The organism is Bacillus sp. PS196 (assembly GCF_037963555.1).
GTDB lineage: Bacteria > Bacillota > Bacilli > Bacillales > Bacillaceae > Bacillus > Bacillus subtilis.
In genome coordinates this window covers 3,378,404-3,397,330 of the sequence record NZ_CP150159.1, presented here as the reverse complement: position 1 = coordinate 3,397,330, position 18,927 = coordinate 3,378,404, and the positions used below count along the sequence as shown (strand labels likewise).

The following is an 18,927-nucleotide window of genomic DNA, read 5'->3' as shown; positions in this document are numbered from 1 at the left end:
TCGCCCGGGAGTGGTAAGACGGAACGGAATAGATTGAATATTCCCTATGTTTTAACGGCTAACCTTCGTTACAGGTCAAAAGCAGGATTCTTCATGAAGAATCAACAAGAGTGGTACCGCGGTCAGCCGAAGGCTCGTCGTCTCTTTATCTATTAGATTAGGTAGGAGACGGCGGGCTTTTTTGTTTTTGAAAACGAGAAGGAGAGGTAGAAGAGGATGAAAAACGACAATCAAACGTTAAAACGCACGATGACGTCCCGCCATATTATGATGATGGCGCTGGGCGGAGCAATCGGCGCAGGTTTATTTAAGGGGAGCAGCTCAGCGATCGATGTGGCAGGGCCATCTGTCATTATCGCATACCTGCTCGGCGGGATTATTTTGCTGTTTATTATGCAGGGGCTGGCGGAAATGGCTGTTCGAAACCGTAACGCCAGAACCTTCCGTGATCTTGTCCAGCAGGTATTGGGAAATTACGCCGCTTACTTTTTGGACTGGATCTACTGGAAAATGTGGGTGCTCAACATTGCGGCTGAAGCTGTAGTAGCTGCGATTTTCATTCAATATTGGCTGCCGGGCTGCCCGATCTGGGTGTTGGCATTAGGAATTTCTCTTATCGTCACGATTGTAAACTTGCTTTCTGTTAAAATCTTCGCCGAAACTGAATATTGGCTGGCAATGATCAAGATTACCGTTATTATTATCTTTATTATTCTGGGATTGCTGCTCTTATTTGTATCATTCGGTGATCATACAGCATCCGGATTTTCCAACCTGACAGACCACGGCGGATTTTTCCCGCACGGCGGCACAGGGCTGATCACGGCGATGCTTGTCGTCATCTACTCTTACGGCGGTACAGAAATTATCGGTGTAACGCTTGCAGAGACAAAAAATCCGGAAAAGGTTGTCCCGAAAGCTGTCCGCAGCACACTGACACGGATTGTCGCGTTTTACCTGCTGCCGTTTTTCATCATCGTCAGCCTGATTCCATGGAACCAAGTCAATTCCGTTCCGGAAAGTCCTTTCGTGATGGTCTTTAAAATGGTAGGCATTCCGGGCGCGGATCATATCATGAATGCAGTCATCCTGCTGGCGATCATTTCTTCTATGAATTCAGGTTTATACGGATCATCACGCATTTTGTATACACAGGCAAGTGACGGAAGGCTTCCAAAGGTCTTCTCGAAGCTTTCATCGAAAAACGTACCGATGTTTGCGATTCTGATGTGCACTTCTTCTCTCTATATTGGCGTATTGATTTCTCTGTTCGCAGGAAGCCAAACATTTAATTATTTAATGGGATCATTGGGATATACCGTTTTATTCATTTGGCTGATCATCGGATTCGCTCATTTAAAATCGAGAAAACAGCAAACGGAAACACCGGCCTATTATGTAAAATGGTTCCCGTACACGACATGGTTTGCGATTGTGGCATTACTCGCCATTCTAATCGGGGTCATCATGACAACATCAATTGTCATTACCGGCATTACTGCGGCGATCTACCTTTTGATTACAGTTGCATATTTGGTCAAAGGACGCAAGCATCAGTAAATAAGAAACCCTCTTGCCGCATCCGGCAAGAGGGTTTTTATTATTGTGCAGCTTTCTCGTTTATACCAATCGCCGCAGCTTTCTGCGCTTTTGATTTTGTATTCACGAGACAGATGCTCGTGACAATCAGCAGCAGCCCTGCCAAGAGGCTAAGGGTGAGCGGTTCATGCAGGAAAATGGAGCTGGCCACGATTGATATGAGCGGAATCAAAAAAGTATAAGATGCGACCTTGCTTGCTTCTCCTGAACCGACAAGCGTAAAAAAGACAAGCCAGCCGAGTGCGATAACGAATACGGAGATAAACAGCAGGCTCGTAATGAACGGAGCTGTCCATTGGATCGCCGAAAAGCTTTCTGTCCAAAAGCCGGATATAAGCAGAAACACGCTTCCGATCGTCAGCTGCAGAGCGACCATCCAGATGGAATCGACGCGGCTGCCTGTTTTTTTCATATATACCGTCCCGAGCGCCCAGCTGATTGCGGAGCCGAGAGCCAGCAGAACCCCCATGACAGAAATATGCCCGCTAAAGCCCGCAGCACTAATGACGGCTACTCCCGCAAAACCGAGGATGAGGCCAATCACTTTCATTACAAACATGGATTCGCCGAGCCACAGCCAAGAAAATACACCCATCAGAACAGGCTGGAAGAAGACGATTGCAGAAAACAGGCCGGCCGGAAGATAATTCAGCCCGATCGTTTGCAGGCCGTAGAATAACGTAATATTTAAAAGAGCAGAAACAAGATAAATCGGCCACGTTTCTTTTAAGCGTAATTTATGAATACGCGGCAGTGCGACAATGACTAATAAAAGCCCGCCGATCAGCGTTCGGATGCCCGCGAACAATAATGGCGGAGAATAGGCGAGCGCGGCTTTGGACAGCGGCCAATTGACGCCCCACATGATGACGAGAAATGCGAGCAGGAGAGCTGTCCGCGTTTTTGAGAGCTGCTTCATTGTTCATTCACTCCTTGTAGAACTTTTCCATCATATGATACGGTAGAACATAAGATAAATAAAATGAATCTTTTTTATAAGGAGCATAAGTAAATTGTTATGACCATTACACAATTAAAGGTTTTTGTGAAAATAGCTGAAACGGGAAGCTTTACAAAAGCGGGTCAGGCGCTGAACATGACACAGCCGGCTGTCAGCCATGCGATTTCTGCGATCGAAGCTGAGCTTGATGTAAAGCTGATCATTCGTGACCGCCGCAATGGCCTGATGCTGACGGATACGGGAAAACAGATCTTAGTACACATTAGAGAAGTCTTAAAAGGCATTGAAAAAGTTGAGCAGGTAGCAGCAGCAGAAAAAGGGCTTGAACTGGGAACGATCCATATCGGCACATTCTCAACTGCCTCGGCTTATTTTATGCCGAAGCTGATCAGTGCATTTAAACAAAAATATCCGAAACTTGAGCTCGTGCTGCACGAGGGAACTGTAAATGAAGTCAAGGAGTGGCTTCATACGCGGATGATAGATGTCGGGATTCTTCTGTATCCAACAGAGGAGATGGAGTACATTCATTTGAAAAAAGACAAAATGGCTGTCGTGCTCAGGGACGATCACCCGCTTGCCAGTCATTCGGCCATTACGCTGAAAGATCTTGACCATGAACCGATGATCGTCTGTGACGGAGGCTATGAATCACCATTTGTCGATATGTTCAGGCAGGCGGGCGCTACGCTGCACCCAGCTTTCACGGTCTATAACATCAACACCTCGATCAGTATGATCAGAGAAGGACTGGGCCTGGCCATTTTATCAGAAATGTCCATGTCGGGGATGCCGCTGCCGGAGCATGTGGTGACCCGGGAATTGGACCCGCAGGTATACCGTGATGTGCAGCTTGCTGTTCCGTCGCTAAAGGAGGCTTCTCTGGCGGCTAAGCTCTTTATTGAGATGGCTAAGGAGTTGTTTGGAGCAGAATAATGTTCCAAACCGTTCGTTTTATATTGTTCGAATTTCATCGAATCAAATTCTTTTATTCCTGAATGCAGTTGTGTTATGGTGTGATAGAAGTTCTTTCAATCATGACCTGACAGCTTTGGGCTGTTTACTGATAACACATTTGCAAAGGAGAACAATATGTCTAACAACCAACGCAAAGATACCTTGCTTTCTGTCTTGAATTTATCTCCGGTTGTTCAGGGAGGAACGATTGCAGAATCATTCCGAAACAGCATGGACTTGGCGCGCCGGGCAGAGGAATGGGGCTATCACCGTTACTGGCTTGCTGAACATCATAATATAGAAGGTGTTGCAAGCTCTGCCACCGCAGTTTTGATTGGCCATATTGCCGGAGGCACGAAGAAAATCCGCGTCGGTTCCGGCGGCATTATGCTCCCGAATCACTCTTCATTAGTCATTGCTGAACAATTCGGCACACTGGAAACACTATATCCCGGGCGGATTGATCTGGGGCTTGGACGTGCGCCGGGAACAGACCAGTTGACAGCCAGAGCGCTCCGCAGAAACATCAACAGCGGGGAGGATTTTCCAGAACAATTAGAGGAACTGCGCAATTATTTTAAACCGTCAGGAAATGTGCGCAATCAAGTTCGCGCCATTCCCGGAGAGGGCATAGATGTGCCGATTTGGCTGCTGGGCTCAAGCGGCTTCAGCGCCCGACTGGCAGGTGAACTAGGTCTTCCGTTTGCCTTTGCCGCTCATTTCTCACCAGCGAATACGGTTCCTGCATTGGAGCTTTACCGCAATTCCTTCACGCCGTCAGACGTGCTCGACGAACCGTATGCGATGGTCGGTGTCACCATTATCGCGGCAGATACAAACGAGAAAGCGCAGCACCTTGCGACTTCGCATTATCAAAGGTTTCTTGATCTTGTCCGCGGTACGCCGAACCAGCTTAAACCGCCTGTTGAGGATATGGACCAAATCTGGAGCCCGTATGAAAAAGCGATGGTCAATGAGCAGCTGAGCTCCACGATTGTCGGAGGTCCGGAAGAAGTGAAGGCGAAGCTTGAAGATTTCGTCAAAACGACACAGGCTGACGAAATTATGGTTAACTCAGAAACCTTTGAACACGCAGACAGAATGCGTTCGTTTGAAATCATCGCTGACGTTTGGAAAAACAGATAACAGCTATAAAAAAAAGCAATGTAGCGGGGAGACCCATACATTGCTTTTTTTATTCATTCAGTTTTCGTGCGGACTGGCGAATGATCAACTCAGGCTCAAATATGACATCCTCTTGCTTCGGCTTTTTATGCTCTAAGCAGTCAATGACATATTTGGCGGCTGCTTTTCCAAGCACTGATTTCGGATGTTTGACAGAGGTTAGTTTCACTTCTGAGATTTGGGCGAAATGTGAATCATCATACCCGACGATAGACATATCTTCCGGCACTTTAAGATCCATCTCCCTCAGCATATCAATCACCTTCAGCGCAATTTCATCGTTATAACAAAGAATGGCTGTCGGCATGTGCTTGCTGTTTTTCTCCAGTGTGGCTTTTACTTTCTCCAGAAGTTTTGATTCTTTTTCTTCCGTTGTAAATGTCACGATCATATCCGGTGAAGGAAACAACTCACGCTCCCGGTGCGCCTGTATAAATCCGTTCATCCGTTTCACGCCTTGTGTGTCATCAGCTTTAAAAATACCCATCATATGCGTGTGGCCGAGAGAAAGCAAATGCTCCGCCGCCATCATCCCGCCTTTCACATCATCCAAGGTAAAACTTGGCGCGGCAAGCTCGGCATATGACGCGTTAATCATCGCAAAAGGAATGCCGTTTTTCTCCAAGTTCAGATAATAGCCGATGTTTGGGGTTTGAAGGGCGCTTTTTGTCGGTTCTACGATGAGTCCGTCAATATGCTGGGACAGCAGGTTTTCTAAGCCTCTTCTTTCGTTGTCCGGGTTGTTGTTTGTGCTTGTCAAAAGCATAGAATACCCCTGCTCGCTTAAATAGGACTCGATTCCTCTGATGATGCTCGGGAAAATATAGTCTGATATGTAGGTTGTCAAAACACCGATCGTTTTATTGGAATGCAGCGCTGACTTAGCAGAGCGTGAAGCGACAAAGGTGCCTCCGCCTTGCACGCTGTACAGCAGACCTTGTGATACGAGGTCTCCGATCGCTTTACGGATGGTATGCCGGCTGACGCCGAATTGCTGCATTAATTCGTTTTCGGTAGGGATTTTTTGATCGGGCAGTATTTTGCCTTGATTAATCCAAGAACTGATTTCTTCTTTTACTTGCGCGTATTTTGGTAACATATCCATTCCTCCAAAATGTATACGGACAAATTTCAGTATATCACAGCGTTCTTTGTAAGAAAACATTGACAGAAAATGCAAACAAGATTATTCTATATTTGTACGTACTAATTAAATGTAATTTTCGTTAAATTTTAATATAAGTACGTACAATTGAAGGTTTAAATGAAAACGCTTCACTCAACATTCGGGAGGGCAGGGAAATGAAGAATACTCCAACTCAATTAGAACCAAATGTTCCTGTAACAAGAAGCCATTCAATGGGATTTGTCATTTTGATCTCATGTGCGGCGGGGCTTGGCGGCTTATTGTATGGCTATGACACGGCAGTGATTTCTGGCGCTATCGGTTTTCTGAAAGATTTATACAGCCTGAGTCCGTTTATGGAGGGACTTGTCATTTCAAGCATTATGATTGGAGGAGTTGTGGGCGTCGGGATATCCGGATTTTTAAGTGACAGATTCGGCCGGAGAAAAATTTTAATGACAGCCGCTTTGTTATTTGCGATATCAGCAATCGTTTCAGCACTTTCTCAAGACGTGTCCACCTTAATCATTGCAAGGATTATCGGGGGGCTGGGAATCGGGATGGGCTCATCGCTCTCTGTTACGTATATTACAGAAGCGGCACCGCCCGCCATACGCGGAAGTTTATCTTCGTTATATCAGCTCTTTACGATACTGGGTATTTCCGCAACATACTTTATTAATCTAGCTGTGCAGCGGTCCGGAACATACGAATGGGGCGTGCACACCGGCTGGAGATGGATGCTTGCTTACGGAATGGTGCCGTCCGTCATCTTTTTCCTTGTCCTGCTCGTCGTCCCGGAAAGTCCGAGATGGCTGGCGAAAGCGGGCAAAACAAATGAAGCTTTAAAGATCCTGACACGTATTAATGGAGAAACTGTTGCAAAAGAAGAATTAAAGAACATTGAGAACTCTTTAAAAATAGAACAAATGGGGTCGCTCTCCCAGCTGTTTAAGCCGGGTCTCAGAAAGGCGCTTGTCATTGGAATCCTGCTGGCGCTGTTTAACCAAGTCATCGGCATGAACGCCATTACTTACTACGGGCCGGAAATCTTTAAAATGATGGGATTCGGGCAAAACGCCGGATTTGTGACAACTTGTATCGTCGGTGTTGTAGAAGTCATCTTTACCGTTATTGCGGTGTTGCTGATTGATAAAGTCGGACGAAAAAAACTGATGTCCATCGGTTCTGCTTTTATGGCTATTTTTATGATTTTAATCGGGACGTCGTTTTATTTTGAGTTAACAAGCGGGATCATGATGATCGTCCTTATATTAGGTTTTGTCGCTGCTTTCTGTGTCTCGGTCGGACCGATCACATGGATTATGATTTCTGAAATCTTCCCGAACCATCTGCGTGCGCGGGCTGCGGGCATTGCGACCATCTTTTTATGGGGAGCAAACTGGGCGATCGGACAGTTTGTGCCAATGATGATCGATTCTTTCGGGCTCGCCTATACATTTTGGATCTTTGCGGTGATTAACATCCTTTGTTTCCTGTTTGTCGTTACGATCTGTCCGGAAACGAAGAACAAATCGCTCGAGGAAATTGAAAAGCTTTGGATAAAATGAAAACGCTTTAATGAAACAGCCCTTTCTACGGGAAGGGCTGTTTATATTGGGATGCACCATTTGGCGCTTTCTGTATAAGATAAAGATATATAGGATAAAATATTGCTGGATAAAACGACGCGGCATGAAAACTCTGCGAATATTGTCGATGAATTGGCTCTTAACAGTTGAATAAACAATTCCACCCTGTTAAAATAATTAAAGAAAGCAGAAATGATTTTTTTTGGCTATGACGGGACGTTTTTTGTCATAGCGGGACATATAATGTCCAGCAAAAAAGGAAGGAACGTTTGAGTCATGAACCAGTTAATACAAGCTCAAAAAAAATTATTGCCTGATCTTCTGCTCGTTATGCAAAAGAGGTTTGAAATCTTGCAGTATATCAGGCTGACAGAACCCATCGGGCGAAGAAGCCTGTCTGCCAGTCTCGGAATCAGTGAGCGTGTGCTGAGGGGCGAGGTTCAGTTTTTAAAGGAACAGAACCTGGTCGATATTAAGACAAACGGCATGACATTGACAGAAGAGGGCTATGAACTGCTTTCTGTTTTGGAAGATACGATGAAAGATGTTTTAGGTTTGACTCTTTTGGAAAAGACATTAAAAGAACGTTTAAATCTAAAGGATGCCATTATCGTATCCGGAGACAGCGATCAATCCCCATGGGTCAAAAAAGAAATGGGAAGAGCGGCTGTCGCATGTATGAAAAAAAGATTTTCAGGCAAAAATATCGTCGCTGTAACTGGCGGTACGACAATTGAAGCTGTCGCCGAAATGATGACGCCGGATTCTAAAAACCGCGAGCTTTTGTTTGTGCCTGCAAGAGGCGGTTTAGGCGAAGACGTGAAAAACCAGGCGAACACCATATGCGCGCATATGGCGGAGAAGGCTTCAGGCACTTACCGGCTTTTGTTTGTTCCGGGACAGCTGTCACAAGGCGCCTATTCATCTATTATTGAAGAGCCTTCTGTCAAAGAGGTGCTGAACACCATTAAATCAGCGAGTATGCTGGTTCATGGAATCGGCGAAGCTAAAACTATGGCTCAGCGCAGAAACACGCCTTTAGAAGACTTAAAGAAAATAGATGATAACGACGCGGTGACGGAAGCGTTCGGCTACTATTTTAACGCGGACGGCGAAGTGGTTCACAAAGTGCATTCTGTCGGAATGCAGCTGGATGACATAGACGCCATCCCCGATATTATTGCGGTAGCGGGCGGATCATCAAAAGCCGAGGCGATCGAGGCTTACTTTAAAAAGCCACGCAACACGGTTCTCGTCACAGACGAAGGAGCCGCAAAGAAGTTATTAAGGGATGAATAATCCCTCAATATAAATATCTCTCACTTATTTAAAGGAGGAAACAATCATGGCAGTAAAAGTCGGTATTAACGGTTTTGGTCGTATTGGACGTAACGTATTCCGCGCAGCATTAAACAATCCTGAAGTTGAGGTAGTAGCGGTTAACGATTTAACAGATGCTAACATGCTGGCTCACCTTTTACAATATGATTCTGTACACGGAAAATTAGACGCTGAAGTTTCAGTTGACGGTAACAACCTTGTTGTTAACGGCAAAACAATTGAAGTTTCTGCAGAACGCGATCCTGCTAAACTTAGCTGGGGCAAACAAGGCGTTGAAATCGTAGTTGAATCTACTGGTTTCTTCACAAAACGCGCAGACGCTGCGAAACACTTAGAAGCTGGCGCGAAAAAAGTAATCATCTCTGCTCCTGCTAACGAAGAAGATATCACAATCGTTATGGGTGTTAACGAAGATAAATACGATGCGGCTAACCACGATGTTATCTCTAACGCATCTTGCACAACAAACTGCCTTGCGCCGTTTGCAAAAGTACTTAACGATAAATTCGGCATCAAACGCGGTATGATGACAACTGTTCACTCTTACACAAACGATCAGCAAATCCTTGATCTTCCGCACAAAGACTACCGTCGTGCGCGTGCAGCAGCTGAAAACATCATCCCAACATCAACTGGTGCTGCTAAAGCAGTTTCTCTAGTTCTTCCTGAACTAAAAGGCAAACTGAACGGTGGAGCAATGCGTGTTCCAACTCCAAACGTTTCTCTAGTTGACTTGGTTGCTGAACTGAACCAAGAAGTAACAGCTGAAGAAGTAAACGCAGCTCTTAAAGAAGCGGCTGAAGGCGACCTTAAAGGAATCCTTGGCTACAGCGAAGAGCCATTAGTTTCTGGCGACTACAACGGAAACAAAAACTCTTCTACAATCGATGCTCTTTCTACAATGGTTATGGAAGGCAGCATGGTAAAAGTAATCTCTTGGTACGATAACGAAAGCGGCTACTCTAACCGCGTTGTTGACCTTGCAGCTTACATCGCAAAAAAAGGTCTTTAATTTATAGCTGAAAAAGGACCTGACTTGGTTCTTTCGAATAGAAGCGCTATAATGAAAGCGGACAAGGGAAGGGGACGGACTCCCTTTCCCTTTTTCCATGAAGACCGGCTTTCAGAAAACGCTCTGTGATAGAGAAACGACCGCGTTTTAAGCAGCTTTGCCGGCGCTTTCGCCTAAGGCCGCTGCCCTGGCTTTTAGACGAACTGCCCTGTGCCGAAAAAGAATGCGATCTGCCCTAGCGGAGTTATCGCTTGAACAGACGGTTTCACGTTTTTCGTGCTGTATGCAAACCATTTTGAAGGAGGATCTCCTAGGCATGAATAAAAAAACTCTCAAAGACATCGACGTAAAAGGCAAAGTTGTATTCTGCCGCGTTGACTTTAACGTTCCAATGAAAGACGGGGAAGTAACAGACGATACACGTATCCGTGCTGCGCTTCCAACAATCAAACACCTTGCAGACCAAGGCGCAAAAGTCCTTCTTGCGAGCCACTTAGGCCGCCCGAAAGGCGAAGTGGTTGAGGAGCTTCGTTTAACTCCTGTCGCTGCACGTCTCGGCGAACTGCTTGGCAAAGAAGTGAAAAAAGCGGATGAAGCATACGGCGATGCTGTAAAAGCACAAATTTCCGAGATGAAGGACGGAGACGTTCTTGTATTGGAAAACGTACGTTTCTATCCTGGTGAAGAGAAAAATGATCCTGAGCTTGCAAAAGCATTTGCTGAGCTTGCAGATGTATATGTAAATGACGCATTCGGTGCTGCCCACCGTGCTCACGCATCTACAGCTGGAATTGCCGAGCATCTGCCAGCAGTTGCAGGTTTCTTAATGGAAAAAGAGCTTGATGTACTTGGAAAAGCGGTTTCCAATCCTGACCGCCCGTTCACAGCGATCATCGGCGGAGCGAAAGTAAAAGACAAAATCGGTGTAATCGAAAGTCTTCTTGATAAAGTAGACAACCTGATCATCGGCGGAGGTCTTGCTTATACTTTCGTAAAAGCGCTTGGCTATGAAGTCGGGAAATCTCTTCTTGAAGAGGATAAAATCGAGCTTGCGAAATCATTTATGGACCGCGCTAAAGAAAAAGGCGTTAACTTCTACATGCCTGAAGATGTACTCGTTGCAGATGATTTCTCTAACGATGCAAACGTGAAAATTGTGCCGATCTCTGAAATCCCTAGTGATTTAGAAGCAATCGACATTGGTACGAAAACACGCGAAACGTATGCTGACGTCATCAAAAACAGCAAACTTGTCGTGTGGAACGGACCAATGGGCGTATTCGAAATCGACTTGTTCGCTCAAGGAACAAAAGCGGTTGCGGAAGCATTGGCAGAGGCGAAAGATACATACTCTGTCATCGGCGGAGGAGACTCTGCGGCAGCGGTTGAAAAATTCGGCCTTGCTGACAAAATGAGCCACATCTCAACAGGCGGCGGCGCATCCCTTGAGTTTATGGAAGGCAAAGAGCTTCCAGGGGTAGCTGCACTGAACGATAAATAATCTCAAAACTGCTATAAGGAAGTGGAACAGATGAGAAAACCAATTATCGCCGGTAACTGGAAAATGAACAAAACACTCGGCGAAGCTGTCAGCTTCGTTGAAGAAGTGAAATCTTCCATTCCAGCAGCAGACAAAGCTGAAGCTGTTGTTTGCGCGCCAGCGCTTTTCTTAGAAAAGCTTGCTTCTGCTGCGAAAGGCACTGACCTAAAAGTCGGCGCTCAAAACATGCACTTCGAAGAAAGCGGCGCGTTCACAGGCGAAATCAGCCCGGTTGCTCTGAAAGACCTTGGCGTTGACTACTGCGTCATCGGCCACTCTGAGCGCCGTGAAATGTTCGCTGAAACTGATGAAACAGTTAACAAAAAAGCACACGCAGCTTTCAAACACGGCATTGTGCCGATCATCTGTGTAGGTGAAACGCTTGAAGAGCGTGAAGCCGGCAAAACAAATGATCTTGTTGCTGACCAAGTGAAAAAAGGCCTTGCTGGTCTTTCTGAAGAACAAGTTGCTGCTTCTGTTATTGCGTATGAGCCAATCTGGGCAATCGGAACAGGCAAATCTTCTACAGCGAAAGATGCGAATGACGTGTGTGCGCATATCCGTAAAACCGTCGCTGAAAGCTTCAGCCAAGAAGCTGCAGACAAGCTTCGCATCCAATATGGCGGAAGCGTAAAGCCTGCAAACATTAAAGAATATATGGCAGAGTCCGATATTGACGGTGCTTTGGTCGGCGGCGCGAGCCTTGAGCCACAGTCATTCGTTCAATTATTGGAGGAAGGTCAATATGAGTAAAAAACCAGCTGCACTCATCATTCTTGATGGGTTCGGATTACGTAACGAAACAGTAGGGAACGCAGTCGCTTTAGCGAAAAAACCGAATTTTGACCGCTATTGGAACCAGTATCCTCATCAAACATTGACTGCTTCAGGCGAGGCTGTAGGTCTTCCTGAAGGGCAAATGGGGAACTCCGAAGTAGGTCACTTAAATATCGGTGCGGGACGTATTGTGTACCAAAGCTTAACACGCGTAAATGTTGCCATTCGCGAAGGAGAGTTCGAACGCAATCAAACATTCCTTGACGCGATCAGCAACGCGAAAGAAAACAACAAAGCCTTGCACCTGTTCGGTCTTTTATCTGACGGAGGCGTGCACAGCCATATCAATCATTTATTCGCACTGTTAAAGCTTGCGAAAAAAGAAGGGCTGACAAAGGTTTATATCCATGGCTTCCTTGACGGCCGAGATGTAGGTCCGCAGACAGCGAAAACGTACATCAACCAGTTGAACGATCAAATCAAGGAAATCGGTGTAGGTGAAATCGCCAGCATTTCCGGACGTTACTACTCTATGGACCGCGACAAACGCTGGGACCGTGTAGAAAAAGCGTACCGCGCAATGGCGTACGGCGAAGGCCCATCTTACCGCAGCGCCCTGGATGTTGTTGATGATTCATATGCAAATGGTATCTACGATGAATTCGTGATTCCATCTGTCATCACAAAAGAAAACGGTGAGCCTGTTGCGAAAATCCAAGACGGCGATTCTGTGATTTTCTATAATTTCAGACCGGACCGCGCCATCCAGATTTCCAACACGTTCACAAACAAAGACTTCCGTGACTTCAATCGCGGCGAGAATTATCCAAAGAACCTGTATTTCGTCTGCCTGACTCACTTCAGTGAAACAGTTGACGGCTATGTAGCGTTTAAACCGATAAATCTTGATAACACAGTCGGAGAAGTATTATCTCAGCACGGGTTAAAACAGCTTCGAATTGCAGAAACTGAAAAGTATCCGCACGTCACGTTCTTTATGAGCGGCGGCCGTGAAGCTGAATTCCCGGGTGAAGAGCGTATTCTCATCAACTCGCCTAAAGTTGCAACGTATGACTTGAAGCCTGAGATGAGTGCGTATGAAGTGAAGGACGCGCTTGTCAAAGAAATTGAAGCTGACAAGCATGACGCGATTATTCTTAACTTCGCAAACCCTGATATGGTCGGCCACTCCGGAATGGTTGAACCAACAATTAAAGCAATTGAAGCAGTGGACGAATGCTTGGGCGAAGTCGTTGACGCGATCCTTGCTAAAGGCGGACATGCCATCATTACCGCTGATCACGGTAATGCTGACATTCTGATTACAGAATCAGGCGAACCGCACACTGCGCATACAACAAACCCAGTCCCTGTGATTGTAACGAAAGAAGGCATTACCCTGCGTGAAGGCGGAATCCTAGGCGACCTTGCACCAACGTTATTAGACCTTCTTGGTGTTGAAAAACCGAAAGAAATGACAGGAACATCTTTAATTCAAAAATAATTTGAAAATCAAAAGGAGAGACAAAACTCATGCCATACATTGTTGATGTTTATGCACGTGAAGTATTAGACTCCCGCGGCAACCCAACAGTTGAAGTTGAAGTATATACAGAAACAGGAGCTTTCGGCCGCGCATTAGTGCCAAGCGGAGCTTCTACAGGTGAATACGAAGCGGTTGAGCTTCGTGACGGCGACAAAGACCGTTACCTTGGAAAAGGCGTGTTAACAGCTGTTAACAACGTAAACGAAATCATTGCTCCAGAGCTTCTTGGCTTTGATGTAACTGAACAAAACGCAATCGATCAGCTTTTAATCGAGCTTGACGGTACTGAAAATAAAGGCAAACTTGGTGCGAACGCAATCCTTGGCGTATCTATGGCTTGTGCGCGTGCTGCTGCTGATTTCTTACAGATTCCTCTTTACCAATACCTTGGAGGATTCAACTCAAAAACGCTTCCTGTACCGATGATGAACATCGTAAACGGCGGAGAGCATGCTGATAACAACGTGGATATTCAAGAATTCATGATCATGCCTGTAGGTGCTCCTAACTTCCGTGAAGCACTTCGCATGGGCGCTCAAATCTTCCACAGCCTGAAATCAGTATTAAGCGCAAAAGGCTTAAACACTGCTGTAGGTGACGAAGGCGGATTCGCTCCAAACCTTGGTTCTAACGAAGAAGCGCTTCAAACAATCGTTGAAGCAATCGAAAAAGCCGGCTTCAAACCTGGCGAAGAAGTTAAACTTGCTATGGATGCTGCATCTTCTGAGTTCTACAACAAAGAAGACGGCAAATACCATCTGTCTGGCGAAGGCGTTGTGAAAACATCTGCTGAAATGGTTGACTGGTATGAAGAGCTTGTTTCTAAATACCCAATCATCTCTATCGAAGACGGACTTGACGAAAACGACTGGGAAGGCCACAAGCTTCTTACTGAGCGTCTTGGCAAAAAAGTTCAGCTTGTTGGTGACGACCTCTTCGTTACAAACACGAAAAAACTTTCTGAAGGTATTAAAAACGGCGTAGGCAACTCTATCCTGATCAAAGTAAACCAAATCGGTACATTGACTGAAACATTCGATGCGATCGAAATGGCGAAACGCGCAGGCTACACAGCCGTTATCTCTCACCGTTCTGGTGAAACTGAAGACAGCACAATCGCTGACATCGCTGTGGCAACAAACGCAGGACAAATCAAAACAGGTGCTCCGTCTCGTACGGACCGTGTTGCGAAATACAACCAGCTTCTTCGCATCGAAGATCAGTTGGCTGAAACTGCTCAATACCACGGTATCAACTCTTTCTACAACTTAAACAAGTAATAAAAAGACCGCCGGGATTTTCTCTCGGCGGCTTTTTTATGCTTTCAGAGATCCAAATAAAGCCTTACCATATCGCGGCATTGAATCCCGTTTTCAAAAATGTCCTCATCATAATGTCTGAGAAAGAAATCGTGGTCGATCGCCTGAATGCGGAATCCGCATTTTTGATAGAGGGAAAGCTGATGAATGCTCGAATTCCCCGTTCCGATTTCAATCGTGTCCGCCCCCAGCTTCTTCGCTTTTTCGATGGCGTCAAGTACAAGCTGTTTGCCAAAGCCTTTCTTCTGAAGAGATTCTTTTACCGCAATATTTACAATTTCAACTGTTTGCGGCCTTGTTTTTAGCAATACATAAACCCCTGCAAGCTCATCACCGGCCCAAGCTGTGTAACATTCTCCCCTCTCAAGATATTCATCTACAATGTCTTTCGATGGATCGGCGAGCAGCAATAGATCATATAATTCGTCATTTGTTTCTTCTCCTAATTCAATCCTGAGCTTTTGCATATTCGTACCACCTTTTTAGTCTGATAGACATTTAATTTTTTCATTCGTTCCCAATTTCATTCTGTTTTATTATAAAATATGAAAAGTAGTAAATGTTATCAAATTAGTAGAATAGGAGGAAAGTCATGTTTTTTTGTAAGAATTGCGGCTCCCAGAATAATGAAGGAGCCAAGTTTTGTAAACAATGCGGCACCCCGATCGGAGGGGGTAGCAAACAGGCAAATCAAGAAACAGCTAGCACTGCAGAAACAAGGCAGGCTCCGCGAAAACCGATCCCTAAGAAAACCATCATTTTATGGAGCAGCATTGCCGCGGCGTGCGTTATATTATTCGCCGCATATAAAACCGGAGCGTATTTTACTTCAAAGGATAGGTTAGTAGACAAGTTTGAACAGGCCGTAAATGATGGGGATCAGGACCAAATCGCGACTCTGCTTACACCGGTAAATGACAATCTTAAACTCACTAAAAATAATGTAAAACCGTTTCTTACATATTTGAAGGATCATCCAGACAAAAAAGATGAACTTTTTGCATCGCTGCGGGATGAAACAGCCCAGAAGGATATCGTATATGCAGAAAAAGACGGGAAAAGCCTGCTGGTATTTGACCATTATGACTTAAAGGTAGCACCTGTTTATTTTGAAGTGAGCAGCAATTATAAAAATACCGATCTATATGTCAATAAAGAGGAAGCCGGATCTGTAAAGAAAGCAGATCAAGCACAAACCCTTGGTCCGTACATTCCCGGCGAATATACAGTCTCAGCCAAACTGAAAAACGATGTCGTTGACCTTGTGAAAAAGGAAGACATTCAGGCGATTGGCGATAGCAGCTTTCGTGTTGATCTCTCATTGGAAGCAGACGATGTGACATTCAGCTTAGCGGATGACATCAAGAGCGGGAAGGGAGATTTGCTGATTAACGGCAAGTCAATTCATAAAGATCCGTTCAAATCCGTAACATATGGTCCGCTGCTGACAGATGGATCAATGACAGCTTCAGTCGAGGCAGAATTTCCGTGGGGAAAAACAAAAACTGCCGGCGTTCCGATCGATGATAAAGAAATGGAGTTAACGTTAATTCCTGATCAAGTTACACAGGAACAGATTATGAACACAATTGTCAAAACAACAAAACAATACTCCAAAGCTCTATCTGATGGGAATACAGCCCAGATGACAGAGGCAAGTGCCAATTGGAAGGCGGAGACGAAGGACACCGTCGATTCTATGAAAAGCGCGGATTCATACTTAAAAGATAGATACTTGGAAACTGATTTTGACCTGGACACATTTGCCCTCTCTCAGAAAAACGACGGAACGTGGCAGGTATCGGTAACAGGAAAAGAACTTCACCAGTCTTCTTCGTATAACGACTATACAAAATCTGAAATGACTGACGACAGTCCGAGTTATGAATATCTTCTTTCATATGATAAAAAACAGAAAAAGTGGATTTTCGAAGATGCAGAATCAACATTCGAATCTGCAGGCACAAATATAAAGAAAATCAAAAATGATAAACCAGAGACATACACTTCCGCCTGGGCTGGCTCGAAAAACAAAGGCAGTGAAAGCTCTGCAAGCGGCGATGTTACAGATGAACAAGTGACATTATTTATGGGCAGTTATCTGCAAAGTCAGGCAGATGCCGTGAATCAAAATAATTTCTCACTGATGGAAGACAGCCTTGAAAAAGGCAGTTCCCTTTATTCCGACCAGCAGCATCTCGTGTCGAAATTAAATAAAGAGGGGACAACAGAAGACTTTAATAACTATGAAGTGAAAAGCTGGAGCCAAAATGGGTCGGCTATCACGATTAAGACGTATGAAGAATTCTATATCACAAAATCAGGCGGCAGTCCAAAGCTCAGAACATATAACTGGACCTACACCGGCGTAGTGAAGAACGGAAGAATTTACTTAACGTCTATTCAATAAAACAACCCCATCACCAGCAGGTGATGGGGTTGTTTTTAAAAGAGCATATAACGGAAAATTTCTTTGACATAGTGTTCGATAATAAGCTGAAATGTAACGCAGATGATCAGATAAATCACAATCGTTGAGTAAATGACATCAACCTTCCCTTTATATGAATGCTGGTAACTGCTCAGCATCGCAGGAGGAATGGCGAAGAATGCACCGATTAAACCAACGGCTAATATGGTAAAGCAAATGTCTGTATGTAATAAAAAGAAGAAAAGGGCAAGAATCAAAATAGCCGTAAAAGGAATAAGAAATGCTCCGAATCTTGAGAATGAATCCTTGAAAGACACTTGGTTTCCCGCGATTTTCAGGGCGAAAAAGATGCATGCATGCAGGCCAAATAGAAATAAAATAAAATAAATGGTTGGCTCTATTGCTGTAAAGCTTACGCTTCCGGGACCGTCTGAAAAAAGAATATAAAACATCAAAGGGGTCAGCAAACTGAAAAGAACCATCGTAATGATTGCGCTGATCAGCTGTTCTCCGCCTGTTGCTTTACATTCCTGATAAGGGCGTTTCAGGACGGATAAGACAAATGAACCGAACTGTTTTGCTGCTTGCTTTGCAGCGGCTCCAGTTTGAGCTGCATGCTGGTGGCCTGATTGACCGGGGAGCGGTGATCCGCATTTCTCACAAAAATTTCCGCCATCTGTTTGATGGCCGCATTGAGGACAATACATAAAATAACTCCTTTATCTGTAATATAGGGAAAATAGACTAATAGTTTTATTATAAAAGAAAAAAGTTGTAAAGTAATCAATATTCATACAAAAAAAGACACGAGCACGATAGCAGCTGTGTCTTTTTTTATCTAGTTATTCATATATTTCTCAAATACATCCCCAAAATCCTTAATATGATACTGCGAGCGAACGGATGTCAGCCAAGTGAATCCGAATTCGGTCAGCTCTTTGTATTGCGTTTCAATATTGACGTGCTCAGGGCGGGTATGGTGAAGAATCGTCACTGCTTTATCTAAGCTTTGCTCCGCTTGATTGATTAAAATGTCATTTTCATAGGTTGTTTCAGCGATGCGAAGCAGTGCTTTATAAAGGTCTTTTAACTTTTCAATCTGGTCTTTGTGGACATCAATGTCGAATTGTTCACCGCCCAGCTTGAACTTAATTTCAACATCCAAATCCACTTTTCCGGCAGTTTCAAGAAAAACGTCAGAGATTTTATATTGCGAATAAGGATAGCGTTTCAACGTTCGTTTTGAGGAAGTGGCGCGTTCGCCGTCCACATGGATCAGGGCCAGGTTCGTAAAGCAATACTCGTCTGCTTTTGTTTTAATCAAGAAATAAATTTTCTCATTATCTTCATGCATGACATAGTCATCTGCATCTGTTTTGTCATAGTCCTGAGGTTCGATAATTTTTCCGATATCAGATAAGCCCAAGGCATCTGCCGCAATTTTTTTGAACATCTGTATACGTCTTTCCTATTCAATTTGTCACTTCATTGTAGCATGGCGCGTTTCTGACAGGCTATAAAGGTTTACCGGGAAATCGCCT

The 18,927-nt window shown here is 44.8% G+C and carries 16 protein-coding genes and 1 other annotated feature (1 of these 17 running past the window's edge); of the genes, 11 read left to right on the top strand and 5 right to left on the bottom strand.

Going from position 1 to position 18,927, the window contains the following annotated elements:
* Nucleotides 1-148: a binding site (T-box leader), on the top strand; it begins 88 nt to the left of the window's first position.
* A 68-nt stretch (nucleotides 149-216) separates the two neighbouring features.
* Nucleotides 217-1,560 (top strand): amino acid permease, encoded by a 1,344-nt coding sequence (locus NST79_RS17710; RefSeq protein ID WP_003228313.1) that lies wholly within the window; start codon nucleotides 217-219, stop codon nucleotides 1,558-1,560.
* 40 nt (nucleotides 1,561-1,600) lie between these two features.
* Here the strand turns inward: NST79_RS17710 and NST79_RS17705 are convergent, their stop codons facing one another.
* Nucleotides 1,601-2,518, bottom strand: coding sequence for a DMT family transporter (locus tag NST79_RS17705; RefSeq protein WP_042975344.1), 918 nt, complete (start codon nucleotides 2,516-2,518; stop codon nucleotides 1,601-1,603).
* Nucleotides 2,519-2,617: 99 nt separating this feature from the next.
* Between NST79_RS17705 and NST79_RS17700 the strand changes: the two genes are divergently transcribed.
* Both NST79_RS17700 and NST79_RS17695 read left to right on the top strand, forming a co-directional pair.
* Nucleotides 2,618-3,496 carry a LysR family transcriptional regulator gene (locus tag NST79_RS17700; RefSeq protein ID WP_038429652.1) on the top strand — a complete coding sequence of 293 codons (879 nt, stop codon included), beginning with the start codon at nucleotides 2,618-2,620 and terminating at the stop codon, nucleotides 3,494-3,496.
* A gap of 156 nt (nucleotides 3,497-3,652) precedes the next feature.
* A complete protein-coding gene (locus NST79_RS17695; protein ID WP_003228318.1) occupies nucleotides 3,653-4,663 on the top strand; it encodes an MsnO8 family LLM class oxidoreductase in 1,011 nt (336 codons plus the stop codon).
* A gap of 49 nt (nucleotides 4,664-4,712) precedes the next feature.
* On the opposite strand, the gene araR is transcribed toward NST79_RS17695, so the two are convergent.
* The gene (gene araR, locus NST79_RS17690) at nucleotides 4,713-5,801 is read right to left on the bottom strand and encodes an arabinose utilization transcriptional regulator AraR (RefSeq protein WP_003243070.1); all 1,089 of its coding nucleotides are present in this window, start codon (nucleotides 5,799-5,801) and stop codon (nucleotides 4,713-4,715) included.
* A gap of 203 nt (nucleotides 5,802-6,004) precedes the next feature.
* On the opposite strand from araR, the gene araE reads away from it, so the two are divergent.
* The 7 genes from araE (at nucleotide 6,005) to eno (ending at nucleotide 14,916) form a co-directional block, all read left to right on the top strand.
* Nucleotides 6,005-7,399 carry an arabinose-proton symporter AraE gene (gene araE, locus NST79_RS17685; RefSeq protein WP_003243899.1) on the top strand — a complete coding sequence of 465 codons (1,395 nt, stop codon included), beginning with the start codon at nucleotides 6,005-6,007 and terminating at the stop codon, nucleotides 7,397-7,399.
* A gap of 297 nt (nucleotides 7,400-7,696) precedes the next feature.
* A complete protein-coding gene (cggR, locus tag NST79_RS17680; RefSeq protein ID WP_009968188.1) occupies nucleotides 7,697-8,719 on the top strand; it encodes a gapA transcriptional regulator CggR in 1,023 nt (340 codons plus the stop codon).
* A 46-nt stretch (nucleotides 8,720-8,765) separates the two neighbouring features.
* Nucleotides 8,766-9,773: a type I glyceraldehyde-3-phosphate dehydrogenase gene (gene gap / locus NST79_RS17675; RefSeq protein WP_003219957.1), complete on the top strand. Its 1,008-nt coding sequence runs from the start codon at nucleotides 8,766-8,768 to the stop codon at nucleotides 9,771-9,773.
* Between the two features lie 316 nt (nucleotides 9,774-10,089).
* Nucleotides 10,090-11,274 carry a phosphoglycerate kinase gene (locus NST79_RS17670; RefSeq protein WP_003243051.1) on the top strand — a complete coding sequence of 395 codons (1,185 nt, stop codon included), beginning with the start codon at nucleotides 10,090-10,092 and terminating at the stop codon, nucleotides 11,272-11,274.
* A gap of 30 nt (nucleotides 11,275-11,304) precedes the next feature.
* Nucleotides 11,305-12,066 (top strand): triose-phosphate isomerase, encoded by a 762-nt coding sequence (gene tpiA, locus NST79_RS17665; protein WP_161476700.1) that lies wholly within the window; start codon nucleotides 11,305-11,307, stop codon nucleotides 12,064-12,066.
* Complete coding sequence (gene gpmI / locus NST79_RS17660) at nucleotides 12,059-13,594, top strand: 2,3-bisphosphoglycerate-independent phosphoglycerate mutase (RefSeq protein ID WP_161476701.1); 1,536 nt, start codon at nucleotides 12,059-12,061, stop codon at nucleotides 13,592-13,594. The genes tpiA and gpmI overlap by 8 nt, the downstream gene beginning before the upstream one ends.
* Nucleotides 13,595-13,623: 29 nt before the next feature.
* Nucleotides 13,624-14,916: a phosphopyruvate hydratase gene (gene eno, locus NST79_RS17655; RefSeq protein ID WP_003228333.1), complete on the top strand. Its 1,293-nt coding sequence runs from the start codon at nucleotides 13,624-13,626 to the stop codon at nucleotides 14,914-14,916.
* A gap of 44 nt (nucleotides 14,917-14,960) precedes the next feature.
* Here the strand turns inward: eno and NST79_RS17650 are convergent, their stop codons facing one another.
* Nucleotides 14,961-15,422 carry a GNAT family N-acetyltransferase gene (locus NST79_RS17650; RefSeq protein ID WP_003244063.1) on the bottom strand — a complete coding sequence of 154 codons (462 nt, stop codon included), beginning with the start codon at nucleotides 15,420-15,422 and terminating at the stop codon, nucleotides 14,961-14,963.
* A 125-nt stretch (nucleotides 15,423-15,547) separates the two neighbouring features.
* Between NST79_RS17650 and NST79_RS17645 the strand changes: the two genes are divergently transcribed.
* A complete protein-coding gene (locus NST79_RS17645; RefSeq protein ID WP_212060847.1) occupies nucleotides 15,548-17,365 on the top strand; it encodes a zinc ribbon domain-containing protein in 1,818 nt (605 codons plus the stop codon).
* Nucleotides 17,366-17,400: 35 nt separating this feature from the next.
* Here NST79_RS17645 and NST79_RS17640 read toward each other — a convergent pair whose 3' ends face one another.
* Both NST79_RS17640 and NST79_RS17635 read right to left on the bottom strand, forming a co-directional pair.
* Nucleotides 17,401-18,093 (bottom strand): zinc ribbon domain-containing protein, encoded by a 693-nt coding sequence (locus tag NST79_RS17640; RefSeq protein WP_212060845.1) that lies wholly within the window; start codon nucleotides 18,091-18,093, stop codon nucleotides 17,401-17,403.
* 131 nt (nucleotides 18,094-18,224) lie between these two features.
* A complete protein-coding gene (locus NST79_RS17635; RefSeq protein WP_003228342.1) occupies nucleotides 18,225-18,839 on the bottom strand; it encodes a PH domain-containing protein in 615 nt (204 codons plus the stop codon).
* Nucleotides 18,840-18,927 lie beyond the last annotated feature (88 nt).